The organism is Pseudomonas sp. IT-P74 (assembly GCF_949768175.1).
Classification (GTDB): domain Bacteria; phylum Pseudomonadota; class Gammaproteobacteria; order Pseudomonadales; family Pseudomonadaceae; genus Aquipseudomonas.
In genome coordinates this window covers 188,804-212,633 of the sequence record NZ_CATKQD010000088.1, presented here as the reverse complement: position 1 = coordinate 212,633, position 23,830 = coordinate 188,804, and the positions used below count along the sequence as shown (strand labels likewise).

23 protein-coding genes are annotated in these 23,830 nt (G+C 59.8%); 13 read left to right on the top strand and 10 right to left on the bottom strand.

Annotated elements, in window-relative coordinates; translation table 11 throughout:
- The first annotated feature begins 1 nt into the window (after position 1).
- Positions 2-901: a D-hexose-6-phosphate mutarotase gene (locus ACM6J5_RS26970; protein WP_414929670.1), complete on the top strand. Its 900-nt coding sequence runs from the start codon at positions 2-4 to the stop codon at positions 899-901.
- 119 nt (positions 902-1,020) lie between these two features.
- On the opposite strand, the gene ACM6J5_RS26965 is transcribed toward ACM6J5_RS26970, so the two are convergent.
- The 4 genes from ACM6J5_RS26965 to purE form a co-directional block, all read right to left on the bottom strand.
- On the bottom strand, positions 1,021-1,557 hold the full coding sequence (locus ACM6J5_RS26965) for a DUF3299 domain-containing protein (protein WP_095943426.1): 537 nt from the start codon (positions 1,555-1,557) through the stop codon (positions 1,021-1,023).
- 86 nt (positions 1,558-1,643) lie between these two features.
- Positions 1,644-1,889, bottom strand: a complete 246-nt coding sequence (locus ACM6J5_RS26960; RefSeq protein WP_007928514.1) for a GlsB/YeaQ/YmgE family stress response membrane protein — start codon at positions 1,887-1,889, stop codon at positions 1,644-1,646.
- Between the two features lie 113 nt (positions 1,890-2,002).
- Entirely contained in the window at positions 2,003-3,085 is a 1,083-nt protein-coding gene (locus ACM6J5_RS26955) for a 5-(carboxyamino)imidazole ribonucleotide synthase (RefSeq protein ID WP_414929669.1), read from the bottom strand.
- Positions 3,086-3,096: 11 nt separating this feature from the next.
- Entirely contained in the window at positions 3,097-3,588 is a 492-nt protein-coding gene (purE, locus tag ACM6J5_RS26950; RefSeq protein ID WP_007971731.1) for a 5-(carboxyamino)imidazole ribonucleotide mutase, read from the bottom strand.
- Between the two features lie 511 nt (positions 3,589-4,099).
- Between purE and ACM6J5_RS26945 the strand changes: the two genes are divergently transcribed.
- Both ACM6J5_RS26945 and ACM6J5_RS26940 read left to right on the top strand, forming a co-directional pair.
- Positions 4,100-4,657 (top strand): reprolysin-like metallopeptidase, encoded by a 558-nt coding sequence (locus tag ACM6J5_RS26945; RefSeq protein ID WP_095943428.1) that lies wholly within the window; start codon positions 4,100-4,102, stop codon positions 4,655-4,657.
- Positions 4,658-4,720: 63 nt separating this feature from the next.
- Entirely contained in the window at positions 4,721-5,290 is a 570-nt protein-coding gene (locus ACM6J5_RS26940; RefSeq protein ID WP_095943429.1) for a hypothetical protein, read from the top strand.
- Between the two features lie 59 nt (positions 5,291-5,349).
- Here ACM6J5_RS26940 and ACM6J5_RS26935 read toward each other — a convergent pair whose 3' ends face one another.
- On the bottom strand, positions 5,350-6,261 hold the full coding sequence (locus tag ACM6J5_RS26935) for a LysR substrate-binding domain-containing protein (RefSeq protein WP_095943430.1): 912 nt from the start codon (positions 6,259-6,261) through the stop codon (positions 5,350-5,352).
- A 180-nt stretch (positions 6,262-6,441) separates the two neighbouring features.
- On the opposite strand from ACM6J5_RS26935, the gene ACM6J5_RS26930 reads away from it, so the two are divergent.
- From ACM6J5_RS26930 to ACM6J5_RS26905, 6 genes are all read left to right on the top strand, one after another.
- Positions 6,442-7,866, top strand: a complete 1,425-nt coding sequence (locus ACM6J5_RS26930) for an aspartate ammonia-lyase (RefSeq protein ID WP_414929668.1) — start codon at positions 6,442-6,444, stop codon at positions 7,864-7,866.
- Between the two features lie 492 nt (positions 7,867-8,358).
- The gene (locus ACM6J5_RS26925) at positions 8,359-9,804 is read left to right on the top strand and encodes an alanine/glycine:cation symporter family protein (protein ID WP_095943432.1); all 1,446 of its coding nucleotides are present in this window, start codon (positions 8,359-8,361) and stop codon (positions 9,802-9,804) included.
- Positions 9,805-9,944: 140 nt separating this feature from the next.
- A complete protein-coding gene (locus ACM6J5_RS26920; protein ID WP_095943433.1) occupies positions 9,945-10,949 on the top strand; it encodes an asparaginase in 1,005 nt (334 codons plus the stop codon).
- 154 nt (positions 10,950-11,103) lie between these two features.
- The gene (locus ACM6J5_RS26915; RefSeq protein WP_095943434.1) at positions 11,104-12,102 is read left to right on the top strand and encodes an AraC family transcriptional regulator; all 999 of its coding nucleotides are present in this window, start codon (positions 11,104-11,106) and stop codon (positions 12,100-12,102) included.
- Between the two features lie 136 nt (positions 12,103-12,238).
- Entirely contained in the window at positions 12,239-13,270 is a 1,032-nt protein-coding gene (locus tag ACM6J5_RS26910; RefSeq protein ID WP_414929667.1) for a histone deacetylase family protein, read from the top strand.
- Between the two features lie 12 nt (positions 13,271-13,282).
- The gene (locus ACM6J5_RS26905) at positions 13,283-14,383 is read left to right on the top strand and encodes a polyamine ABC transporter substrate-binding protein (protein ID WP_414929666.1); all 1,101 of its coding nucleotides are present in this window, start codon (positions 13,283-13,285) and stop codon (positions 14,381-14,383) included.
- Between the two features lie 126 nt (positions 14,384-14,509).
- Here ACM6J5_RS26905 and ACM6J5_RS26900 read toward each other — a convergent pair whose 3' ends face one another.
- Positions 14,510-16,063, bottom strand: coding sequence for a PLP-dependent aminotransferase family protein (locus ACM6J5_RS26900; RefSeq protein ID WP_414929665.1), 1,554 nt, complete (start codon positions 16,061-16,063; stop codon positions 14,510-14,512).
- A gap of 92 nt (positions 16,064-16,155) precedes the next feature.
- Between ACM6J5_RS26900 and ACM6J5_RS26895 the strand changes: the two genes are divergently transcribed.
- Genes ACM6J5_RS26895 through ACM6J5_RS26885 form a run of 3 tightly spaced genes read left to right on the top strand, consistent with a single transcriptional unit; the run spans position 16,156 to position 17,926 of the window.
- Positions 16,156-16,779 carry an FMN-binding negative transcriptional regulator gene (locus ACM6J5_RS26895; protein ID WP_150671920.1) on the top strand — a complete coding sequence of 208 codons (624 nt, stop codon included), beginning with the start codon at positions 16,156-16,158 and terminating at the stop codon, positions 16,777-16,779.
- Between the two features lie 10 nt (positions 16,780-16,789).
- On the top strand, positions 16,790-17,236 hold the full coding sequence (locus ACM6J5_RS26890; protein ID WP_414929664.1) for a GNAT family N-acetyltransferase: 447 nt from the start codon (positions 16,790-16,792) through the stop codon (positions 17,234-17,236).
- Between the two features lie 9 nt (positions 17,237-17,245).
- Complete coding sequence (locus ACM6J5_RS26885) at positions 17,246-17,926, top strand: GNAT family N-acetyltransferase (RefSeq protein WP_095943440.1); 681 nt, start codon at positions 17,246-17,248, stop codon at positions 17,924-17,926.
- A 107-nt stretch (positions 17,927-18,033) separates the two neighbouring features.
- Here ACM6J5_RS26885 and oadA read toward each other — a convergent pair whose 3' ends face one another.
- A complete protein-coding gene (gene oadA, locus ACM6J5_RS26880; RefSeq protein ID WP_414929663.1) occupies positions 18,034-19,842 on the bottom strand; it encodes a sodium-extruding oxaloacetate decarboxylase subunit alpha in 1,809 nt (602 codons plus the stop codon).
- 11 nt (positions 19,843-19,853) lie between these two features.
- Positions 19,854-21,269: an acetyl-CoA carboxylase biotin carboxylase subunit gene (locus tag ACM6J5_RS26875; RefSeq protein WP_046038868.1), complete on the bottom strand. Its 1,416-nt coding sequence runs from the start codon at positions 21,267-21,269 to the stop codon at positions 19,854-19,856.
- 191 nt (positions 21,270-21,460) lie between these two features.
- Between ACM6J5_RS26875 and ACM6J5_RS26870 the strand changes: the two genes are divergently transcribed.
- The gene (locus ACM6J5_RS26870) at positions 21,461-22,423 is read left to right on the top strand and encodes a LysR family transcriptional regulator (RefSeq protein ID WP_150671917.1); all 963 of its coding nucleotides are present in this window, start codon (positions 21,461-21,463) and stop codon (positions 22,421-22,423) included.
- Here ACM6J5_RS26870 and ACM6J5_RS26865 read toward each other — a convergent pair.
- Both ACM6J5_RS26865 and hexR read right to left on the bottom strand, forming a co-directional pair.
- Positions 22,365-22,574: a PA3496 family putative envelope integrity protein gene (locus tag ACM6J5_RS26865; RefSeq protein ID WP_046038865.1), complete on the bottom strand. Its 210-nt coding sequence runs from the start codon at positions 22,572-22,574 to the stop codon at positions 22,365-22,367. The two genes, ACM6J5_RS26870 and ACM6J5_RS26865, sit on opposite strands and share 59 nt — an antisense overlap.
- Positions 22,575-22,775: 201 nt before the next feature.
- Complete coding sequence (gene hexR, locus ACM6J5_RS26860; RefSeq protein ID WP_007954250.1) at positions 22,776-23,642, bottom strand: transcriptional regulator HexR; 867 nt, start codon at positions 23,640-23,642, stop codon at positions 22,776-22,778.
- Positions 23,643-23,830 lie beyond the last annotated feature (188 nt).

Genomic DNA, 23,830 nt, shown 5'->3' with positions numbered 1-23,830 from the left:
CATGAGCACGCCCAATGTTGAAGCCGTAAAACTGGATGAACTGAACTGCTGGCGTATTCGCCACGGTCAGGCCGAATTACTGGTGGCCCAGCAAGGCGCGCACATCCTCAGCTATCAATTGGCCGGACAGCCGCCGCTGATCTGGCTCAACGACGAGGCTGTGTTCAAGACCGGCAAGAGCATTCGCGCCGGCGTGCCGGTGTGCTGGCCGTGGTTCGGCAACTTTGCGCGCAACCCGCAAAGCGTTCAGGCGATGCGCACCAGCAATGAAGCGCCGTCGGCTCACGGCTTCGTGCGAGCGATGGATTGGGAGCTGGGCGGCATCGAAGCCGAAGGCGAAAGCCTGAAGGTCGAATTCCTCCTGCCCTACCCCGAAGGCGGCTTTCCCGGCTGGCCGCACCAGGTGGATCTGACGCTGAGCATTCGCCTCGACGAGCAATTGCACATCCATCTGATCAGCCACAACCGGGGCGCTGAAACCGTCAGCATCAGCCAGGCGCTGCACAGCTATTTTGCCGTCAGCGATGTGCGCGAGGTGCATGTCGAAGGCGTGGATGGCTTGAGCTACATCGAAACCCTGGAAGACTGGAAAACCAGGCAACAACTCGGTGATCTGCGCTTTATTGGGGAGACCGATCGCATCTATCTCGATGCCCCGCCACTGTTGAGCATCGTCGACCCGACCTGGGAGCGACGCATCGAACTGACCAGCAGCGGATCACGTACGGCGGTGATCTGGAACCCGTGGATCGACCGCGCCGCCGCGTTCAGCGACATGGCCGACGATGGCTGGCAGCGCATGCTATGCATCGAGACGGCGAACGTGATGGACGATGTGGTGAAACTGAAACCAGGGGCGAGCCACACCCTGGGTGTGAGCATCGGTAGCAAGCCACTCTAAGCAACACCACAAAACCAATGTGGGAGCGAGCTTGCTCGCGATGAGGTCACCACATCCAACATCATCGTTGGCTGTCAGGCCGCTATCGCGAGCAGGCTCGCTCCCACATTTGGATCTCCTTACAGATCCGACTCTTCCACCACACGTACCTTCTGCGCATCCAGCGCATACGCCGCATCGGCCAGGTCATTGCTGACCTTCTCGACTTTCAGCGTGCCGGTGACCCACAGCGGCGAGTAGATATCGTTCAACTTGAGGCCCTTTGGATAGCGCACCAGCACCAACTGGTTGGGCGGCGGCGGTGGCACATGGATGCACGCGCCCGGATACGGCACCAGGAAGAACAACGTACTGCGGCCCTTGGCATCGGACTCCAGCGGCACGGGGTACCCGCCAATGCGGATGTTCTTGTCGTTCATCGACGCAACGGTCTTGGTCGAATACATCACCGCTGGCAAGCCTTTGGCCTGCTTCATCCCACCCTTGTCGGTGAAAGTGCCGTTGGCTTCAGGGGAGTTGTGGTCGATTTCAGGCATGGCCTCGAGGGCCTTCTGGTCCGACTTGGGCATCAATTCGAGCCAATCGGTTTCCGGCAATTCGCCGGCATGGGCAAAGCCCGAACCCAGTAAAACAAGAGTCAGTAAAAGACGGCGCATGAAGGTGCTCGGTAAAGGGAAGAACAGGGAACACCAAGCATTCTAGCCCTCCCGGCCGGTTTGGCGGAGAGGGCTTGTCGCCTGGATCAGTTCTTTTTGACCAGTCCGTAGATCACCAGCAACACAACGGCGCCCACCAGCGCACCGATGAAGCCTGCGCCTTGGCCAGCCTGATAGATGCCCAGAGCTTGACCGCCGTAAGTGGCCGCCAGCGAACCGCCGATACCGAGCAGGATGGTCATGATCCAGCCCATGCTGTCATCGCCCGGTTTCAGAAACCGCGCCAGCAGGCCGACAATCAAGCCGATAAAGATGGTTCCGATGATTCCCATGGCATTTCCCTCTGATTGAATTGGCTGAGTCCTAGCCAAAGCCTAGTCAGACTTTGGCATCCTGCCATGAGAGAACGGCGGTCCCTGAATGGTTCCGCCGCTGCCACATGAAACTATTCGGCGATCAGCGCTTCGACCTTGAGGATCTGCGCGGTGAGCGTTTCGCGATCCGCGCATCGCAGGTTGGCGTGACCGACCTTGCGGCCGACCTTGAAGGCCTTGCCGTAGTGATGCAGATGGCAATCGGCGATAGCCACGACCTTCTCGGTGTCCGGCACCTTGCCGATGAAGTTGAGCATCGCGCTTTCGCCGACCTTGGCGGTCGAGCCCAACGGCAGACCGGCAACGGCTCGCAGGTGGTTTTCGAACTGGCTGCACTCGGCGCCTTCGGTGGTCCAGTGCCCCGAGTTGTGCACCCGTGGGGCGATTTCGTTGGCTTTGAGGCCACCGTCGACTTCAAAGAACTCGAACGCCATCACGCCGACGTAATCCAGCTGCTTGAGCACACGGCTGGAGTAGTCTTCGGCCAAGGCTTGCAACGGGTGATCGGTACTGGCCACGGACAGTTTGAGGATGCCGCTTTCGTGGGTGTTGTGCACCAGCGGATAGAACCGGGTCTCACCGTCGCGGGCACGCACGGCGATCAGCGAAACTTCACCGGTGAACGGCACGAAACCTTCCAGCAGGCAGGCCACGCTGCCCAGTTCGGCAAAGGTGCCAACCACATCTTCAGGGGTGCGCAGGACTTTCTGGCCCTTGCCGTCATAACCCAGGGTACGGGTCTTCAGCACCGCCGGCAGACCGATGGAAGCCACGGCGGCGTCGAGATCAGCCTGAGACTGAATGTCGGCGAACGCCGGGGTAGGAATCCCCAGGTCCTTGAACATGCTCTTCTCGAACCAGCGATCGCGGGCGATGCGCAGCGCTTCGGCACTCGGATAGACCGGGACGAATTGCGACAGGAAAGCCACGGTCTCGGCCGGCACGCTTTCGAACTCGAAGGTCACCAGATCGACTTCATCGGCCAGCTGACGCAGGTGATCCTGATCGCCGTAATCGGCCCGCAGGTGTTCGCCCAAAGCGGCTGCGCAAGCATCCGGCGCCGGGTCCAGGAAAGCGAAGTTCATGCCCAGCGGAGTGCCCGCCAGCGCCAACATGCGACCCAACTGGCCGCCACCGATTACACCGATCTTCATCGTCAACAACCTCAGGCGATGCGTGGGTCTGGATTTTCCAGGACGCTGTCTGTCTGCTCAGCACGGAAGGTTTTCAGCACCGCGTGGAACTGCGGGTGCTTGGCGCCAAGGATACTCGCCGACAGCAGCGCTGCGTTGATCGCGCCCGCCTTGCCGATGGCCAGGGTGGCGACCGGAATGCCTGCTGGCATCTGCACAATGGAAAGCAGCGAATCAACACCTGACAGCATTGCCGATTGTACGGGTACGCCCAGCACCGGCAGGTGGGTCTTGGCCGCACACATGCCAGGCAAGTGGGCCGCGCCACCGGCACCGGCGATGATCACCTCGATGCCACGCGCCTCGGCTTCTTCGGCGTACTGGAACAGCAGGTCCGGGGTGCGGTGGGCAGAAACCACTTTCACCTCGTAGGGGATGCCGAGCTTTTCCAGCATATCGGCGGTGTGGCTAAGGGTGGACCAATCGGACTTGGAGCCCATGATCACGCCAACCAGTGCACTCATCGTCGTGCCTCTTCTCTCTGGGCGCCCGCAGGCGCGTCAAAAAACAACAAGCCACGCAGGATGCGTGGCTTGATTGTACGAATTATGGCCGGTCGTAACCGGCCGAAGGCCGCGCAGTATACCTCAATGAGGCAGATAAACAGCCCCTGTTGCGACCATCTGTCATTCACCTCAAAGCGGCGTATTTATTGACTCAAAGGTCAGCCGACATACCTCCTCTGGAAGAAGACGATTCAGCCAGCCGAACGCGCAACTTTCCACATTTCTAAAAGATCTTAAACCCACGTCTTATAATAGTCAGCACTGCGCAATAGAAAGAAATAAACGTTCACTCGAAAATACATCACAGCACCGCTAATTTAATCATCGCAAGCCTATTTAAATCCAGGCATACATACCAACCAGCAAAAGCTGAATGCCTATCAATATTGAGCGCACCTTGAAAGGAGCTCAATTACCGAACAGCAAAACAAAAAAAGCCATCACCACTTAAACTTTCAAGAGAACTACCATGCCAAAACGTCAAATCATGTTGACCGTCTTCGTCCATGAAGACCTGACCGGCTACAACGAAGACAAGCTCTACCTCGATCATTTTGACTGGATAGCAGATACAATTGCACGGATTTCTGCCCGTACAATGGACGTCACATTTGTCCCCCCATCAGATGCCCCATTTATAAGCAACCTCGACTATAAAACCGAGGACCTGGCCAATCTGTTAAATACACTACAGGATAAAATCCTGGAGTACGTCGAGTCACTCCAGCCCGATGACTACCTTCACAAATTTTTGCTATTAACGCGTGACGACATCAACGATAAAACCTTGGGAGTTGCCTATGCCCCGGGTATTGCAGGAGTCGCTTCGACTACATATAAAGTCACCGCCGCTCACGAGATTGGTCATATGTTCAATGCGAACCATGAAGATGCCGAAGAAAGTGTCTCTACTTACTATGGCCCCGCTAAATCTACCATGTACGCTACTGCAGATGGACCTATTGCGTTCCGCTTCAGCAAAACAAACGAGGAGAACATCCGTCGCTACCTCAATCAAGCCGATTGATTCTGAATAACACTTCCTTCGGCATATCAACCGCTGAGGCCAAAGCCTCTTGGAGGCTCTTCAATGCCACGTCCATTGTTGCTACTTGTTTTCATCCACAAAGACCTTTCTGACTACAAGACCAATGAACTTTATGAGAACCACTTCAACTGGCTATCAGAGGAATTCGAAACACTATCCGGACGGCCATTTGCGATCATCTTCATACCTCCCTCAGATGCGCCAACGCTTAGTGACCACTCTTATAAAATTGATACGCCTGAACAAGCGCTTCATGACTGGTATCTAAAAGTCGAGGAACAAAAAATGACCTACACCTATGGCAGCTACGACGATCACACTCGAAAGTTCCTTCTGCTGACACGCGACAACCTCAACAGCTCTACTGCCGGAATTGCCAGCCCCAAGGGCTATTGTGCAATTTCATCTATTCGCGGCAACCAGACTCCCGCCCATGAAGCGGGTCACATGTTCGGTGCAACACATGAGGACTATGAGGTTTATTACAACGGCTGGTGGGACGAAACCATCATGGCGCCGGGTACAGGTTTTTCCGCGCTCAGGGGGGACGCCAAGCGCTTCAGCGACAAAAACAGGGAAAACATCCGTAATTATCTCGAAGAGTACGCTTGAGACGCTTTGAATCACGGCAAAGAGTGAAAACAGAAATGGCTTTCACTCTTTACTCTCCTTCAGCTACTTGAGCCCGCCGCCCCACCCTCCAGCTTGCGCCACAACAACCGCACGTTGGCCTTGCGCACCAGCGCACAGCGGTACAGACGAATCTCCAGCGGCACATGCCACTGCGGCCCGCCGCAGACCACCAGCTCACCTCGCGCCAGCTCGGCACGCACACTCAGTTGCGGCACCCAGGCGATGCCCAGGCCTTCCAGGGCCATGCTTTTCAGGCTGTCGGCCATGGCGGTTTCGTAGATGGTGGTGAAGCGTAGCGCCCGTTGACGAAGCAGCATGTTCACCGAACGGCCGAGAAACGCACCGGCGCTGTACGCCAGTAGCGGCACGCTGCCTTCGCCTTCCAGATCGAACAGCGGTTTGCCGTCGGCGTCGGCTGCGCAGACCGGCAGCATCTCGGTGTGGCCAAGGTGCAACGAAGGGAAGATTTCCGGGTCCATCTGCATGGCGGCGTCCGGGTCGTAGAACGCCAGCATCAGATCGCAGCCGCCTTCGCGCAACGCATGCACCGCGTCACCGACGTTGGTCGCCACCAGCCGCGTGGCGATGTTCAGGCCTTCGTTGCGTAACTGCGCGATCCAGCGCGGAAAGAAACCGAGCGCCAGGGAGTGCGCGGCAGCGACCTGCATCACTTCACCCTGCCCGCCTTCCAGGTGATGTAGATGGCGCAGCACTTCGCCCAGTTGCTCGACCACGGTGCGTGCGGTAACCAGAAACAATTGCCCTGCCGCCGTCAGCTCCACCGGCGTGCGTGAACGGTTGACCAGGGTCAGCCCCAACGCCGCCTCCAGGCTGCGGATTCGCCGGCTGAACGCGGGCTGCGTCACGAAGCGCCGCTCGGCGGCCTGGGAGAAACTGCGGGTGGCGGCCAAGGCACTGAAGTCCTCCAGCCATTTGCTTTCCAGATTCATCACGTCCTCCCGGACACGCACCAATTTAGGTCACACGTTCGCCATCAAGCCAGCGTCACACGGGCATTATGCCGAATATGCATAGCCTAGTGTTTAACAGCATTGGCCCAAAATTCTCCACAGGCCTAGCATTCGCAGCGTTCCGGCACAGACCGGGTTCATATTGAGATGATTTCTATCATGTCCTCCGCTGCATCATTCCGCACAGAAAATGACCTGCTTGGCGCCCTCGAAGTACCGGCTCAAGCGTATTACGGTATCCAGACCCTGCGAGCGGTGAATAACTTCCGCCTTTCGGGCGTTCCGATTTCGCACTACCCGAAACTGGTTGTCGGTCTGGCCATGGTTAAACAGGCCGCTGCTGACGCCAACCGTGAGCTGGGTCACCTGAGCGAAGCCAAGCACGCCGCCATCAGCGAAGCCTGTGCACGTTTGATCCGCGGCGACTTCCACGAAGAGTTCGTGGTGGACATGATTCAAGGCGGCGCTGGCACTTCGACCAACATGAATGCCAACGAAGTCATCGCCAACATCGCGCTGGAGGCCATGGGTCACCAGAAAGGCGAGTACCAGTACCTGCACCCGAACGACGACGTGAACATGGCGCAGTCGACCAACGACGCGTATCCAACGGCAATCCGTCTGGGTCTGTTGCTGGGTCACGACGCCCTGCTCGCCAGCCTCGACAGCCTGATTCAGGCGCTCGCGGCCAAGGGTGAAGAATTCAACCACGTCCTGAAGATGGGTCGTACCCAACTGCAAGACGCCGTGCCGATGACCCTGGGTCAGGAATTCCGTGCGTTCGCCACCACCATGGGCGAAGACCTGGCCCGCCTGAAGACGCTGGCCCCGGAACTGCTGACTGAAGTGAACCTGGGCGGCACCGCGATCGGTACCGGTATCAACGCCGACCCGCGTTATCAGGCTCTGGCTGTTCAGCGTCTGGCAGTGATCAGCGGCCAACCGCTGGTACCGGCCGCCGACCTGATCGAAGCCACCTCCGACATGGGCGCCTTCGTGTTGTTCTCCGGCATGCTCAAGCGTACCGCGGTCAAACTGTCGAAAATTTGTAACGATCTGCGCCTGCTGTCCAGCGGCCCGCGTACCGGCATCAACGAGATCAACCTGCCGGCACGGCAGCCAGGCAGTTCGATCATGCCAGGCAAAGTCAACCCGGTAATTCCGGAAGCGGTCAACCAGGTGGCGTTCCAGATCATCGGTAACGACCTGGCCCTGACCATCGCGGCCGAAGGCGGCCAGCTGCAACTGAACGTGATGGAGCCGCTGATCGCCTTCAAGATCTTCGACTCGATCCGCCTGCTGCAACGCGCCATGGACATGCTGCGCGAGCACTGCATCGTCGGCATCACCGCCAACGAAGCCCGCTGCCGCGAACTGGTCGAGCACTCGATCGGCCTGGTCACCGCACTGAACCCGTACATCGGCTACAAGAATGCCACCCGCATCGCCGGCATCGCCCTTGAAAGCGGCCGCGGCGTGCTGGAACTGGTGCGCGAAGAAGGTCTGCTCGACGAAGCCATGCTTGCCGACATCCTGCGCCCGGAAAACATGATTGCTCCGCGCCTGGTGCCTCTGAAGGCATAACCCGACGCGTTACTTGTAGCACCGCTCACCAGGTCGAGGGACTAGACACCTCTCACCTTTTGAGGGCTTGGGGATTTAGTCCCCAGGCCCTTTTTTTTAACTGTTTTGTAGGAGCGAGCTTGCTCGCGAAGATGTTTAACGATAACGCGTAAACCTGATGGCCAACGGCGCCCTTGAGTTTTTCGCGAGCGAGCTCGCTCCTACAGGAGCCCGGCGCCGGTAACGTCGGGTGTTTCAAAGGCTTCGCTTCACCGAATGGACCACAACCGTGCAGACGGACGGCACTGTCATCGGTATAGTGCCGCCCCTCTTCGTGTGAGCGGTCGTCGGTAGCGAGGCCACAACCCATGCGAAACCCGAACTAATAACAAACCCGCGATATGAAACCGGGACGAACGTCGAACCGCCCATTGTGCCGTGCGCCAAGGGATGTAACTCGATGTGTCTATCCGGCCAGCATTTGCCTACACAAAAAACAGCGAGGAATAATCCATGCTCGAAGTCATCAACGACTTCCTCTCAGGGAAAGTACTGATCGTGCTCATTGTCGGGCTCGGTAGCTACTTCACGATCCGCTCGCGTTTCGTTCAATTGCGTCACTTCTTCCACATGTTCGCGGTGTTCCGCGACAGCCTCAAAAGCAGCGCCGGACAACTGAGTTCGTTCCAGGCCCTGATGCTCAGCCTCGCCGGCCGCGTCGGTGCGGGCAACATCGCCGGTGTCGGCATTGCCGTGACCCTCGGTGGCCCCGGCGCCGTGTTCTGGATGTGGGTGACCGCACTGGTCGGCATGTCCAGCAGCTTCTTCGAATGCTCCCTCGGCCAGCTCTACAAGCGCTGCGACTCCGAAGGCCAGTTCCGTGGTGGCCCGTCCTATTACATCCAGCACGGCCTGCAAAAACGCTGGTTGGGCATGCTGATGGCATTCCTGCTGCTGGTGACGTTCGGCTTCGCCTTCAACGGCCTGCAAGCCCACGCCGTGACGCACTCGCTGAACAACGCGTTCGGCCTCGACACCACTTACACCGGTATCGGTCTGGCTGTGCTTTTGGGCCTGGTGTTCATCGGCGGGATCAAGCGCATCGCCAAGGTCGCCGACTTGTTGGTGCCGGTGAAAACCCTGGTGTACATCGGCGTGACCCTCTACGTGATCGTGCTGCAGTTCGACCATGTGCCGGGCATGCTGATGACCATCGTCAAGAGCGCCTTCGGTCTGGACCAGGCCTTCGGCGGCCTGATCGGCAGCGCCATTGTCATGGGCGTGAAGCGTGGCGTGTTCGCCAACGAAGCAGGCCTGGGCAGTGCGCCGAACGTGGCGGCGGTCGCGGCGGTCGAGCACCCGGTGGCACAAGGTGTGGTTCAGGCGTTCAGCGTGTTCCTCGATACCTTCGTGATCTGCACCTGCACCGCGCTGCTGATCCTGCTCTCCGGCTTCTACACCCCGGGCTTCGAGGGCGACGGCATTGCCCTGACCCAGAACTCCCTGGCCGCCGTGGTCGGTGACTGGGGCCGGATGTTCATCTCCGTGGCCCTGGCGTTGTTCGTGTTCACCTCGATCCTCTACAACTACTACCTGGGCGAGAACAACCTGCGCTTTTTGATCGGTGAAAACCGCAAGGCGCTGATGGGCTATCGCGCGCTGGTACTGGTGTTGATTTTCTGGGGCGCCATCGAAAACCTCGGCACCGTATTTGCCTTCGCCGACATCACCATGACCATGCTCGCGTTCGTCAACCTGATCGCGCTGTTCCTGCTGTTCAAGGTCGGCATGCGCATCCTGCGTGACTACGATGACCAGCGCGCCGCTGGCATCACCACACCGGTATTCGATTCGAGCAAATTCCCGGATCTGGATCTGGATCGCCAGGCATGGCCGGCCAATCCGCCAGCCGCTCAGGCTGAAGCGACGCTAAAGGCCGCGACCGCAGCGCAACACTGATCGGTTAAAGTGCGGAAATCCCATGTGGGAGCGAGCCTGCTCGCGAATGCGGACTGACATTCAATATTGATGTCGACTGACACACCGCTATCGCGAGCAGGCTCGCTCCCACAAGGAAGTCATCGATTTCGGAGATTCCCATGAATTCCTCGACCTATCCTGCCGCCCAACACGTCATGGTGCTCTACACCGGCGGCACCATCGGCATGCAGGCCAGCGCCAACGGCCTGGCCCCGGCGTCCGGTTTCGAAGCGCGAATGCGCGACTACCTGCACAGCCAGCCCGAGCTGGTTGTGCCGCAATGGCGCTTTCGCGAGATGTCGCCGCTGATCGACAGCGCCAACATGACCCCGACGTACTGGCAGCAGTTGCGTGAAGCGGTGGTCGATGCGGTGGATGTTCAAGGCTGCGACAGCGTGCTGATCCTGCATGGTACCGACACCCTGGCCTACAGCGCGGCCGCCATGAGTTTTCAATTGTTGGGCCTGCACGCCCGCGTATGCTTCACCGGCTCGATGCTGCCGGCCGGCGTCACCGATAGCGATGCCTGGGAAAACCTCGGCGGCGCGCTGGTCGCACTGGGCCAGGGCCTGGCGCCGGGTGTGCATCTGTACTTCCATGGCGAACTGCTGGACCCGACCCGCTGCGCGAAGGTGCGCAGTTTTGGTCGGCATCCTTTCAAGCGCCTGGAGCGTCAGGGCGGTGGAGTGAAAGTGCCTTCGCTGCCAACACAGTTGAATTACAACCAGCCCAAACAATTGACGAACGTCGCGGTGCTGCCGCTCTTCCCCGGCATCAGCGCCGAGGTGCTGGATGGTTTGCTCGACAGCGGCATTCAGGGCCTGGTGCTGGAGTGCTACGGCAGCGGCACCGGCCCGAGCGACAACCCCGGGTTTCTCGCCAGCCTTGGCCATGCGCGGGACAAAGGCGTGGTCGTGGTAGCGGTCACGCAATGCCACGAAGGCGGGGTTGAACTGGACGTCTATGAAGCCGGCAGTCGTTTGCGCGGTGTGGGCGTATTGTCCGGTGGCGGCATGACCCGTGAAGCAGCGTTCGGCAAGTTGCATGGGTTGTTGGGTACAGGGCTTGATACGGATGAAGTCCGTCGGCTCGTCGAACTCGACCTGTGCGGCGAGCTGAGCTGAGCCCCCTTGTAGGAGCGAGCCTGCTCGCGATAGCGGTCTACCATTCACATTGATGTGACTGATCCACCGTCATCGCGAGCAGGCTCGCTCCCACAGGGACATCACCCGGCATACAACTTGCTGCGCTCCAGCCATCCCCAGGCTGGAAGTCCTCATGCTCCACTCCCACCTCACCACGCTCAACGCGGTCTCCCTGGTACTCGATGCCTTCAAGGCACAAGGCTTGTCCAGCGAAGCGCTGCTGGCCGGAAGCGGCATCAGTGCGGCGGATCTGAACCGTGCCGACACGCGCATCACCACCAACCAGGAAATGCAGGTCTGCGCCAACGCCGTTGCCCTCAAGCGTGACATTGGCCTGGAACTGGGCCGACGGATGCACGTTTCCTGCTATGGCATGCTCGGTTACGCCCTGCTCACCAGTGCCACCTTCGGTGACGCTTTGCGTCTGGCGATACGCTATCCGGCGCTGCTGGGAACACTTTTCGAACTGAGCCTGGAAGACGATGGCGAGCGCATCTGGTTCGCCGCCGCCGATTATCGCGAGAGCCCGGCCATGGCGGTGTTCAATGCCGAGTTCTGCCTGGTGTCGCTGAAAGTCACCTGCGATGACCTGCTCGGCCACCCTCTGCCCTTGCTCGGCGCACGCTTCGAACATGCCGCGCCCGATTACGAAGCGACCTACGCCGAGCACTTCAACTGCCCGGTGCACTTCGGCGCACGGAACAACGCTTTCGCCTTCGACAAGCGCTGGCTCGACCAGCCACTGCCGCTGGCCGATGTCATCACCCATCAAGCCATCGCCGAACGCTGCCGCAAACAGAACATCGAGTTCACCGGGCGACAGGCCTGGCTGGGGCGGATCCGCCAATTGCTCAGCGCGCAATTGAATGCCGCACCCGGGCTGGAAGGGCTGGCCGAGCAAATGAACTGTTCGGCGCGGACCTTGCGCCGCCATCTCAAGGACATGGGTTGCAGCTACCAGGAACTGCTCGACGAACTGCGCTTCGAGCAGGCCAAGCAAATGCTGTGCGAGGATCAACTGCCGATCTATCAGATTGCCGAAGCATTGGGCTTCAGCGAGACCGCGAGTTTTCGCCATGCGTTTGTGCGCTGGAGTGGTGTGGCGCCCAGCCAATTCCGGCCACACGGATAATTCTGTGGGAGCAAGGGGCGAATTTCGGTCAAATGTTTTGGCCATATCGATCCCTTTTTGGCCTTTCCCGCCGTTCTCCGATTCGCCGTGCGCCGCAACACTGGGGCAACCGAATCAGCCCTGCGGAGAACAAGAAATGCTGACGATCTACTCGGACGATCACCACCTGCACCACGGCCGTTGCGAATTGATAGACGGGCAGCTCAAGCCGTGCTTCGAGATGCCATCGCGCGCCGATCATGTGCTGCAACGCGTGCAGAACCAAAACCTTGGCCCTGTCGAAGCACCCAAGGATTTCGGCCTGGGGCCCATCGCGCGCATCCACAGCCGCGACTACCTCGATTTCTTCAAGGGTGCCTGGGCACGCTGGACCGAATTCAACACCGACGGTGACCTGCTGCCTTACACCTGGCCTGCACGTAGCTTGCGTCCGATCAAACCGACCAGTCTGCACGGCCAACTCGGTTATTACAGCTTCGACGGCGGCGCCCCGATCACCGCCGGCACTTGGCAGGCGGCGTACAGCGCAGCGCAAGTCGCGCTCACCGCCCAAGCGGAAATCCAGCGTGGAGCCCGTTCTGCTTTCGCCCTGTGCCGTCCACCGGGACACCACGCCGCCAGCGATTTGATGGGGGGTTATTGCTACCTCAACAACGCCGCCATCGCCGCCCAGGCGTTCCTCGATCAAGGCCACAAAAAGGTCGCGATCCTCGACGTCGACTACCACCACGGCAACGGCACCCAGTCGATTTTCTATGAGCGCAGCGACGTGCTGTTCACCTCTATCCACGGTCATCCGGAAGCCGAGTTCCCGTTCTTCCTCGGCTATGAAGATGAGCACGGCGAAGGCGCTGGCGAAGGGTTCAACTTCAACTACCCGCTGGCCGCAGGCTCAGGCTGGGACACCTGGAGCGCAGCGCTGGAACAAGCCTGCAAAGAGATCGAAAGCTACGGCGCCGACATCATCGTCGTGTCCCTGGGCGTCGATACCTTCAAGGACGATCCGATCTCGCAATTCAAGCTCGACAGTCCGGACTACCTGGCCATGGGCAAGCGCATCGCCGGCCTCGGCGTACCGACGCTGTTCGTGATGGAAGGCGGTTATGCCGTCGAAGAAATCGGCATCAATGCCGTGAACGTTCTCGAAGGTTTTGAAAGCGCTTGTTGAGGAAGTAGAAAAATGAAAAGTCTTAAGCGTTTCATCGTGCCGACGCTGTGTGCCTCGGTGCTCAGCGTTGCCGCCCACGCCGAAGAGCGAACGTTGCGCGTCTACAACTGGTTCGACTACATCACCCCCAAGGCCCTGGAAGACTTCAAGGCCCAGAACTCCCAGACCAAACTGGTCTATGACATCTTCGACACCAACGAAGCACTGGAAGCCAAGCTGTTGACCGGCAACTCCGGCTACGACGTGGTGGTGCCGTCCAACGTGTTCCTCGCCAAGCAAATCGAAGCCGGAGTATTCCAGCCTCTGGACCGCAGCAAGCTGCCGAACTGGAACCACCTCGATCCCAAGCTGATGAAATTGATCGAAGCCAACGATCCGGGCAACAAGTTCGCTGTGCCGTACATGTACGGGACCATCCTGATCGGCTTCAACCCGGACAAGGTCAAGGCCGCCCTGGGCGCCGACGCGTCGGTAGACAGCTGGGACCTGATCTTCAAGGAAGAGAACATCAGCAAGCTCAAGCAGTGCGGCGTCGCCCTGCTCGACTCACCCTCAGAGATCCTGCCACTGGCCCTGCAACACCTCGGCCTGGACCCCAACAGCAAGAAGCCTGCGGACTACGCCAAGGCTGAAGCACTGCTGATGAAGATCCGCCCGTACATCACCTACTTCCACTCGTCCAAGTACATGGCCGATATCGCCAACGGTGACATCTGCGTCGCGGTCGGTTACTCCGGCAGCTTCTCGCAAGCCGCCAACCGCGCCAAGGAAGCCAAGAACGGTGTGGTCGTCGACATGCGTTTGCCGAAGGAAGGCGCGCCGATCTGGTTCGACATGCTGGCGATTCCGAAGGGGGCGAAAAACCCCGAAGACGCCTACACCTTCATCAACTACCTGCTGCAGCCGCAAGTAATTGCACCGGTCAGCGACTTTGTCGGTTACCCGAACCCGAACAAGGACGCCACGGAACTGGTCGACCCGGCGATCCGCAACAACCCCAACCTGTATCCGACCGATGCGGCGATGGGCACGCTCTACACCCTGCAACCGCTGCCGCGTGATGCCGAACGTGCACGGACCCGGGCCTGGACCAAGATCAAGTCCGGGACCTGAAACCCACCGCTATCCAGCTGTCATCAGGACCTGCGTTCGCGCAGGTCTTTTTTTGCCCACGATATTTACTTACCGCCAACCGCACACTGATGCACCCTCGCGATTGGAATGAACAGACCGCCCGCTTCAGAGCACCTGCCACACCCTGCGCAACCGCTCCAATGCAGACTCGATCGCCTTTTCAGGTACGGCGGCAAAGCCCAGTACCAGTCCCGCACGTTGATCCATCGGAGTCACGGATTCCGGCAGCCAGTAACTGCTCAAGCCGTTGACCTCGACATCGACACTGTTCGCCAACTCTATCAGCTCGCGTTCGCGGGCCACGCTGTCGACCGGTACGGTCATATGCAGTCCCGCGGCGACGGTGGGCAGTTTGCCGATGCCTGGAATATCCAGCGGCCAACCATTGAGCAAGGTATTGCGCCGACTCAGCGCCGCACGCCGCATGCGTCTTATGTGCCGCTGAAAATGCCCGGCTGCCATGAACTCGGCCATCACCGCCTGGGTGCTGACTTCAGAATGCCGCACGTCCACCGCACGTCGTTGCGCAAAGGCCTGCACCAGCCCCGGCGGCAGCACCAGATAACCGAGACGCAAAGCCGGAAACGCGACCTTGCCGAACGTGCCGACATACAACACCCGCCCGTGACGATCGAGCGCGGCCAAAGGCGCCAATGGCGCACCGCTGTAGCGGTACTCGCCATCGTAATCATCCTCGACGATCCAGCCTTGGGTGCGCTCGGCCCAGGCCAGCAACTCCAGGCGCCGCGCCAGGCTCATGACCACGCCGGTGGGATACTGGTGGGACGGCGTGACGTAGGTCAGCCGGCAATCATCGAGCCCTGCCAGTTCGCTGCAATTGATGCCCTCGCTGTCCACTGCCACCCCGTGCAGTCGCGCCCCCGCCACGGCGAACGCATGTCCAGCCGCCCGATACCCCGGATTTTCAATCGCCACCCCGTCACCGGGCTCCACCAGCAACTGTGCACAAAGGCTTATTCCCTGCTGCGCGCCACTGGTGATCAGAATTTGTTCAGCCGTGCATTGCATGCCCCGCGAGCTGCGCAGGTACGCCGCGATCATCCCGCGCAAGCGCGTATCACCTGCCGGGTCGCCGTAGCACAGTTGCTGCAAATCCGGTTTGCGCCAGAAAGCCGCATTCAGCTTGGCCCAAACCTCGAACGGAAACAGATCGAACGCCGGAACACCGACCCGAAAAGCCCTGGGCGGACCGCTGGGCGGCATGGGTAAATGGTTCTTTTCAACGCGAGTCAGTGCACCGCTGTGGATAACTTTGCTGGATAAATCAACAGGTAAATCGAGCCATTTTGTGGATAAGGTTGTGGGTAACCCTGTTGAAAACCCTGTGGATACTTTTGTGGATAATTTTTTTGCCGGCAAGGTTGTCTGGGGCAATTTCGCGACATAAGTCCCGTCGCCCACTCGCCCTTCGATAAACCCTTCGGCGTACAGCTGATCGTAGGCGCGCACCACGCTGTTGCGGGAAATCGCCAGCGCGGCGGCCAGATCACGACTGGCAGGCAGACGCGTACCGCTGGCCAGTCGCCCGTCCAAAACACGCGTGCGCAATGCCTGGTAGAGCTGACGACTCAGCCCTTGCCGACGATCAAGTTCGATACCCGCAGGGTTGAAGGTCAGGGACAGTGGTTCGCTAGTCATCGCAATGGACCCATGAAATTGGTCGTTAATGGCTCTTACAACAGACCAATAGCCTGCCTAGGATGCAGGCATTCGCCAAGGAAAATATCTCTATGTACACGCCGCGCGCTTTTGCCATCGACGAGTTGTCCCAACTGCATGAACTGATCCTCGCCACCCGTCTCGCCATTTTGGTGACCCACGGCGAAAGCGGCCTGCAAGCCAGTCATGTGCCAGTGCTGCTGCATTGCGAACAAGGCTCGAACGGCACGTTGTACGGGCATCTGGCCAAAGCCAATCCACAGTGGAAAGACCTGCGCGACGGCGCCGAAGCCCTGCTCATTTTTGCCGGTGCCGACGCCTACGTCAGCCCCGGCTTCTACCCGAGCAAGGCCGAACACGGCAAAGTCGTGCCAACCTGGAACTACGTCGCCGTACACGCCTATGGCCGAGCCGAAACCTTCAGTGATGGCGGGCGGCTGCTCGACATCGTCAGCACCCTCACCGACCGTCATGAAGCTGGCCGCGCCAAACCGTGGTCAGTGGCCGATGCCCCCGCCGATTACATCGACGGCATGCTCAAGGCCATCGTCGGTTTCGCCATTCCCATCGACCGCCTGGAAGGCAAGCGCAAGCTCAGCCAGAACCGTAGCCCCGCCGACATCGCCGGCGTGCGCGAAGGCCTGGCAGCCAGCCCTGACGTCAACGATCAAACCCTCGCCCAATTGATGCGCTAAGGAAATCACCATGAGTCAGATCGACATTCGCCAAGTCACCGCCGGTGATCACGCGGCCTGGTTGCCACTGTGGCAAGCCTACCTGCGCTTCTACAACACCGAACTGGCGGATGCCGTCACCCAAAGCACCTGGCTGCGCATGCTCGACCCGAGCGAACCGACTCACGCCGCCCTCGCCTGGGCCGACGGCAAAGCGGTGGGCATGGTGCATTTCATCTACCATCGTTCGAACTGGGCCATCGAGAACGCCTGCTACCTGCAAGACTTGCTGGTAGTCCCGCAAACCCGAGGCACCGGTGTCGGCCGGCAACTGATCGAGTTTGTCTACACCACGGCCAAGGCCGACGATTGCAACAAAGTCCACTGGCTGACCCACGAAACCAACGCCACCGCGATCCAGCTCTACGAGCGCATCGCCGAACGCCCCGGTTTCATCCAGTTTCGCAAAGCCATCTAGGAGAACAGCATGTCGATTTCACTCGCCGACTGGAAAGGCGTCCCGGCACCCACCGCTCAACTGATCGAAGGGCGTTACATCCGCCTGGAAAAACTCGACCCTGCACGCCACGGCGACGGCCTGTACAAAGTCCTGCAAGGCCCCGGCGCCGACCCGAAATTGTGGGACTACCTGCCTTACGGCCCCTTCCCGGAGCGCAGCGTCTTCAACGATTGGCTGAACAACCACGCGGCCAACAGCGACCCGTATTTTTTCAGCGTAATCGACCGCGCCAGCGGTGAGGTGCAAGGCATCCTCAGCCTGATGTCCATCGTCCCGGCCCAGGGCCGCATCGAAATCGGCCACGTCACCTTCGGCGCCCCGATGCAGCGCTCGCCGAAAAGCACCGAGGCTGTTTACCTGCTGGCCAAGGAGTCCTTTGCCTTGGGCTACCGTCGCCTGGAATGGAAGTGCAACAACGCCAACGCCCGCTCCAAATACGCGGCCGAGCGCCTGGGCTTCAGCTTTGAGGGTGTGTTCCGCCAGCACATGGTGGTCAAGGGGCAGAACCGGGACACGGCGTGGTATTCGATTCTGGATTCGGAATGGCCGGCGATTGGTGCGGGGTTCGAGAAGTGGCTGAGCGATGAGAACCAGACCGCTTCGGGTCAGGTTAAAGGGTTGGTGGAGTGCAGAACGCAACAGTCCTGAATCCAGAAAATCGCAGCCTTCGGCGAAGACTGCGGTTTGAATTTCAGGCAAAAAAAGGGGAGCACATGCCCCCCCGAGGTTTAAAGCGTTGAATCGAGGCTGTTAAATCAGCCTTCGATCTCGATCAGGATCTCGCCCGGGTTCACCCGGTCGCCCTTGGCCACGTGAATGGCGGTGACTTTGCCGGCGATGGCAGCCTGGACTTCGGTTTCCATCTTCATCGCTTCGGTGATCAACACAGCCTGGCCGGCCTTGACGGTGTCGCCCTCCTTGACCAGCACATCGACGATGTTGCCCGGCATGGTGGTGCTGACGTGACCCGGAGCAGAGGCTTGCTTGCGCTTGCTGCTACCGCCGCCGACGAATTCGTTGAGCGGTTCGAAGACCACTTCTTCCGGCATGCCGTCGATGGACAGGTAGAAGTGACGCTTGCCTTCGGCCTTGACGCCGACGCCGGTGATGTCGACCCGGTAGGTTTCGCCGTGAACGTCGATGACGAACTCGGTTGGCACACCTTCCCCACCAACAGACGCGACGCCGCCGGCTTCAGGAATCGGCAACAGTACTTCAGGTGTCAGGGTGCCCGCAGCGCGCTCTTCGAGGAACTTGCGGCCGATGTCCGGGAACATGGCGAAGGTCAGCACGTCTTCTTCGGACTTGGCCAGTGCGCCGATGTCGGCACGCAGCTTGGCCATTTCCGGCTTGAGCAAATCGGCCGGGCGAACGTCGATCACTTCTTCGCTGCCAATGGCCTGGCGACGCAGTTGTTCGTTCACGGTACCCGGCGCCTTGCCGTAGCCGCCTTGCAGGTACAGCTTCACTTCGTTGGTGATGGTCTTGTAGCGCTCGCCGGCCAGCACGTTGAAGAACGCCTGGGTGCCGACGATCTGCGAAGTCGGGGTCACCAGCGGCGGGAAGCCGAGGTCTTCACGAACACGCGGGATTTCGGCCAGCACTTCGCTCATGCGGTTCAGTGCGCCCTGCTCTTTCAACTGGTTGGCCAGGTTGGAAATCATCCCGCCCGGTACCTGGTTGACTTGAACACGGGTGTCAACGGCGGTGAATTCGCTTTCGAACTGGTGGTACTTCTTGCGCACGGCGTAGAAGTACAGTCCGATCTCTTGCAGCAGTTCCAGGTTCAGGCCGGTGTCGAACTCGCTGCCTTTCAGGGCGGCGACCATCGACTCGGTGCCCGGATGGCTGGTGCCCCAGGCGAAGCTGGAGATCGCAGTGTCAATGTGGTCGGCACCGTTTTCGATGGCCTTCATCTGGCACATCGCGGCCAGGCCAGCGGTGTCGTGGGAGTGGATGAACACAGGCAGCGATTGCTCGGCTTTCAGAGCCTTGACCAGTTCGCCGGTGGCGTACGGGGTCAGCAGGCCGGCCATATCCTTGATCGCCACCGAGTCGCAGCCCATGGCCTCCATTTGCTTGGCCTGGTTCACGAAGGCCTCGATGGTGTGCACCGGGCTGGTGGTGTAGGCGATGGTGCCTTGGGCATGTTTGCCGGCAGCTTTCACCGCTTCGATGGCCACGCGCAGGTTACGCACGTCGTTCATGGCGTCGAAGATGCGGAACACGTCGATGCCATTGACCGCGGCCTTGGCGACGAAGGCTTTGACCACGTCGTCGCTGTAGTGGCGGTAGCCCAGCAGGTTCTGGCCGCGCAGCAGCATCTGCAGGCGGGTGTTAGGCAGCGCGGCGCGCAACTGGCGCAGGCGCTCCCACGGATCTTCTTTCAGGAAACGTACGCAGGCGTCGAACGTCGCGCCGCCCCAGCACTCCAGCGACCAGTAGCCGACTTTGTCGAGCTTGTCGCAGATCGGCAGCATGTCTTCGGTGCGCATGCGGGTGGCGAGCAGCGATTGGTGGGCGTCGCGCAGGATAGTGTCGGTAACGTGGATTTGCTTGCTCATTGTTCTATTCCTCACAGGCCTGCGTGGGCGGCGATGGCGGCGGCGATGGCCAGGGCCAGCTCTTCGGGTTTGCGCTTGATCGAGTAGTTGGTCAGTTCAGGGTGGCTTTCAACGAAGCTGGTGTTGAACTGGCCGCTACGGAATTCCGGGTTACGCAGGATTTCCTGGTAGTACGCGGCGGTGGTCTTGACCCCTTGCAGACGCATGTCGTCCAGGGCTCGCAAACCACGGTCCATCGCCTCTTCCCAGGTCAGCGCCCACACCACCAGTTTCAGGCACATGGAGTCGTAGTACGGCGGGATGGTGTAACCGGTGTAGATCGCCGTGTCGGTACGTACGCCGGGGCCGCCGGGTGCGTAGTAACGGGTGATCTTGCCGAAGCTCGGCAGGAAGTTGTTTTTCGGGTCTTCGGCGTTGATCCGGAACTGCAACGCGAAACCGCGGTGCTGGATGTCTTCCTGTTTCACCGAAAGCGGCAGGCCGGACGCGATGCGGATCTGCTCACGCACGATGTCGATGCCGGTGATTTCTTCGGTGATGGTGTGTTCCACCTGCACCCGGGTGTTCATCTCCATGAAGTACACCTCGCCCTCGGCGAGCAGGAACTCCACGGTCCCGGCGTTCTCGTATCCCACGGCCTTGGCTGCGCGCACCGACAGGTCGCCGATGTAGGCGCGCTGTTCCGGGGTCAGTTGCGGGCTCGGAGCGATCTCGATCAGCTTCTGGTTGCGACGCTGGATCGAGCAGTCACGCTCGAACAGGTGCACCACGTTGCCGAAGCTGTCGCCGAGGATCTGCGCTTCGATATGCTTCGGGTTGACGATGCATTTTTCCAGGAACACTTCCGCCGAACCGAACGCCTTGGTGGCTTCGGAAATCACTCGCGGGAAAGCCTGTTCAAGTTCTTCACGGCTGTTGCAGCGACGAATGCCGCGGCCGCCGCCACCGGAAGTGGCCTTGAGCATCACCGGGTAACCGATGCGATCGCCTTCGGTCAGGGCTTCTTCGATGCCTGACACGTTGCCTTCGGTGCCCGGGGTTACCGGTACGCCGGCCTTGATCATGCTGCGGCGAGCTTCGGTCTTGTCGCCCATGCGGCGAATGACCTCAGCCGAAGGGCCGATGAATTTGATCCCGCGTTCGGCGCAGATCTCCGCCAGCTCGGCGTTTTCCGAAAGGAAGCCATAGCCGGGGTGCAGTGCATCGCAACCGGTTTCCACCGCCAGGTTCACCAGCTTGCGCGGGTTCAGGTAGCCGGCCAGTGGCTCGGCACCAATGCTGTGGGCCTCGTCCGCACGCTTGACGTGCAAGGCATGACGGTCGGCATCGGAATAGATCGCGACCGAGCGAATGCCCATTTCGGCGCAGGCACGTACGATTCGTACGGCAATCTCACCACGGTTGGCGATCAGGATCTTTGTTATCACTTGGAGTTTCCCTTGAGCCGGTGGTACCCACGACCTGCTAGACCCAGGTCGACGCGTGACCAAATGTTTCAATTTGGTCGCAGGTCCACACTAGCGCCCACAAGGGATTAACAAAAATGAATAAAAATTGGGTCGTGCATAAGTAAAGACTTATAGTTGATTCACCAGCCAGCGACGAAAGCGACCAGATAATGCGTAAGTCATTGATGCGTATGACTTTGCGGCAATTGCAGATCTTCAACGAGGTCTGTGATTTGCGCTCCTACAGTCGCGCGGCCGAGGAAATGTCGCTCACACAACCTGCCGTCAGCCTACAGATTCGTCAACTTGAAGAGCTGATTGGCCAGCCTTTGTTCGATTACGTCGGCAAAAAACTCTACATGACCGAGGCGGCTGAAGCGTTACAGCGGGCCAGTCGGGATATTTTCGGGCGCCTGGAAAACCTCGATATGCAGCTGTCGGATATGCAGGGCTCGTTGCAGGGGCAACTGAAACTGGCGATTGAATCCAGCGCCAAATACTTCGTGCCGCATCTGTTTGCCGCGTTCAAACGCCAGCACCCGGAAGTGAACCTGCAACTGACGGTGGTCAATCGCGGTCAGGTCATTCGGCGTCTATCAGACAACCGCGACGATCTGGTGATCATGTCCATGGTGCCTCAGGACATGGGCCTGGAATTCCTGCCGTTCCTGAACAACCCGATCGTCGCCGTGGCGCCACCGGATCACCCGCTGTGTCATATGGGGCCGTTGCGCTTGCAGGATCTCGAGCCCTACACACTGCTGTTGCGTGAACCGGGCTCAGGGACGCGGCTGGCGTGCGAAGAATACTTCAAAGAGAAACGCGTGCACTTCAACCAGACCCAGGAGGTCTCGTCTGCCGAGGCTCAGCGAGAATGCGTACTGGCAGGCCTGGGCGTTGCGCTGTTGACGCGCCACGCCCTGAGCCTTGAGCTGGCAACCGGTGGGCTGATCGAGCTACCGGTCGAAGAGCTGCCACTGTTTCGCAGTTGGTGCCTGGTGCAGGCCAAGGCGAAACGCCTGTCACCGGTGGCTCACGCCTTCCTGGCGTTTATCCGTAGCGAACGGATTCAGATCAGCGCGCTGGTTGAGCGTTTCGACGGGACGCCGAGGGAGATGCCTGCCAGAAGTTGAGTTCCAACTCCGGAAAGTCGCCAATTTCGGCCAGAAGCTGACGGCGTTCGCAGCGATCTTCGATGGCGCGGCGGAATTCCATGCGGCGCTGATCTTCTTGCTGACGACGGGTTTTGACAGCGCTGTTGCGTTCTTCGTAGGGCATGGCCATTTCGAGTCTCCCAAGGCGAGTACGGGAGTTTCAAGATAGGCGCGAGGGATGACGGTTTGGCGGCTTGGGTGTTACAGACTGATGAAAATTGCGCTGTATTCGAGGCCGCCATCGCGAGCAAGCTCGCTCCCACAGGAGATTGCGGTCAAAGGTGGGAGCGAGCCTGCTCGCGATTAAGGTCGGAACGACCTTACGACGACGTCAGTCGTCCAGCGCTTTCACCGACTTGGGTGACAACCGCAAGCTGCGCAGGCTGCGCTTGACGCTCTTGAGGTGGTTGACCAGGCTCGGGCCACGGGCCATGGCCACGCCCATCGCCAGCACGTCGATCACCACCAGGTGAGCGATGCGCGAAGTCAGCGGCGTATAGATCTCAGTGTCTTCATGCACATCGATCGCCAGATTGACCGTAGACAGCTCGGCCAATGGCGTCTGGCTCGGGCACAGGGTGATCAACGAGGCGCCGCTTTCGCGCACCAGGTTAGCGGTGATCAGCAGGTCCTTGGAACGCCCGGACTGGGAAATGCAGATCGCCACGTCGGTTGGCTTGAGCGTCACGGCCGACATCGCCTGCATGTGCGGGTCGGAATACGCCGCAGCGGTGAGCAGCAAGCGGAAGAATTTGTGCTGGGCGTCCGCCGCGACCGCACCCGAGGCACCGAAACCGTAGAACTCGACGCGCTGGGCCTGGGACATCAGCGTCACCGCCCGCTGCAATTCCAGCGGATCGAGCTTCTCGCGAACCTCCATCAGCGTATGCAGGGTGGTGTCGAAGATTTTCAGGCTGTAGTCGGCGACCGAATCGTCTTCGTGAATCGCAAACTGGCCGAAACTCGCACCTGCCGCCAGGCTCTGGGCCAGCTTCAGCTTCAGGTCCTGAAAGCCGGAACAACCGATGGCACGGCAAAACCGCACGATGGTCGGTTCACTGATGCCCACGCTGTGGGCCAGGTCGGCCATGGAACTGTGCATCACGGCCGCAGGATCAAGCAGCACGTGGTCGGCGACCTTGAGCTCCGACTTGCGTAACAGGTGGCGAGACTGGGCGATGTGTTGCAGCAGATTCAAAGGGCTGGACTCTTTGTTATTGGCAGGTGCCGGGGATGTAGCACGCTTGTAGTTATACTACATGAATTGGCTTTTTGCCTGCTCAATGCGTTACCGAATCCCTCGATTTCAGGTGCCCGCGCTTCATGTAGCACCCATGGCGCCTGTCCAGGTGCGCCGAGTGCGCGTTTTAATGGACAAAAGCGCCT

What these genes read in the sequence shown, in the direction of transcription:
- ACM6J5_RS26865 (WP_046038865.1), bottom strand. Translation starts at nt 22,574, where the DNA reads ATGGCCATGCCCTACGAAGAACGCAACAGCGCTGTCAAAACCCGTCGT.
- ACM6J5_RS26925 (WP_095943432.1), top strand. Translation starts at nt 8,359, where the DNA reads ATGCTCGAAGTCATCAACGACTTCCTCTCAGGGAAAGTACTGATCGTG.
- ACM6J5_RS26900 (WP_414929665.1), bottom strand. Translation starts at nt 16,063, where the DNA reads ATGACTAGCGAACCACTGTCCCTGACCTTCAACCCTGCGGGTATCGAA.
- ACM6J5_RS26960 (WP_007928514.1), bottom strand. Translation starts at nt 1,889, where the DNA reads ATGGGAATCATCGGAACCATCTTTATCGGCTTGATTGTCGGCCTGCTG.
- ACM6J5_RS26920 (WP_095943433.1), top strand. Translation starts at nt 9,945, where the DNA reads ATGAATTCCTCGACCTATCCTGCCGCCCAACACGTCATGGTGCTCTAC.
- ACM6J5_RS26870 (WP_150671917.1), top strand. Translation starts at nt 21,461, where the DNA reads ATGCGTAAGTCATTGATGCGTATGACTTTGCGGCAATTGCAGATCTTC.
- ACM6J5_RS26965 (WP_095943426.1), bottom strand. Translation starts at nt 1,557, where the DNA reads ATGCGCCGTCTTTTACTGACTCTTGTTTTACTGGGTTCGGGCTTTGCC.
- ACM6J5_RS26910 (WP_414929667.1), top strand. Translation starts at nt 12,239, where the DNA reads ATGCTGACGATCTACTCGGACGATCACCACCTGCACCACGGCCGTTGC.
- ACM6J5_RS26915 (WP_095943434.1), top strand. Translation starts at nt 11,104, where the DNA reads ATGCTCCACTCCCACCTCACCACGCTCAACGCGGTCTCCCTGGTACTC.
- oadA (WP_414929663.1), bottom strand. Translation starts at nt 19,842, where the DNA reads ATGAGCAAGCAAATCCACGTTACCGACACTATCCTGCGCGACGCCCAC.
- ACM6J5_RS26940 (WP_095943429.1), top strand. Translation starts at nt 4,721, where the DNA reads ATGCCACGTCCATTGTTGCTACTTGTTTTCATCCACAAAGACCTTTCT.
- ACM6J5_RS26905 (WP_414929666.1), top strand. Translation starts at nt 13,283, where the DNA reads ATGAAAAGTCTTAAGCGTTTCATCGTGCCGACGCTGTGTGCCTCGGTG.
- ACM6J5_RS26970 (WP_414929670.1), top strand. Translation starts at nt 2, where the DNA reads ATGAGCACGCCCAATGTTGAAGCCGTAAAACTGGATGAACTGAACTGC.
- ACM6J5_RS26890 (WP_414929664.1), top strand. Translation starts at nt 16,790, where the DNA reads ATGAGTCAGATCGACATTCGCCAAGTCACCGCCGGTGATCACGCGGCC.
- purE (WP_007971731.1), bottom strand. Translation starts at nt 3,588, where the DNA reads ATGAGTGCACTGGTTGGCGTGATCATGGGCTCCAAGTCCGATTGGTCC.
- ACM6J5_RS26945 (WP_095943428.1), top strand. Translation starts at nt 4,100, where the DNA reads ATGCCAAAACGTCAAATCATGTTGACCGTCTTCGTCCATGAAGACCTG.
- ACM6J5_RS26935 (WP_095943430.1), bottom strand. Translation starts at nt 6,261, where the DNA reads ATGAATCTGGAAAGCAAATGGCTGGAGGACTTCAGTGCCTTGGCCGCC.
- ACM6J5_RS26895 (WP_150671920.1), top strand. Translation starts at nt 16,156, where the DNA reads ATGTACACGCCGCGCGCTTTTGCCATCGACGAGTTGTCCCAACTGCAT.
- ACM6J5_RS26955 (WP_414929669.1), bottom strand. Translation starts at nt 3,085, where the DNA reads ATGAAGATCGGTGTAATCGGTGGCGGCCAGTTGGGTCGCATGTTGGCG.
- ACM6J5_RS26930 (WP_414929668.1), top strand. Translation starts at nt 6,442, where the DNA reads ATGTCCTCCGCTGCATCATTCCGCACAGAAAATGACCTGCTTGGCGCC.
- ACM6J5_RS26885 (WP_095943440.1), top strand. Translation starts at nt 17,246, where the DNA reads ATGTCGATTTCACTCGCCGACTGGAAAGGCGTCCCGGCACCCACCGCT.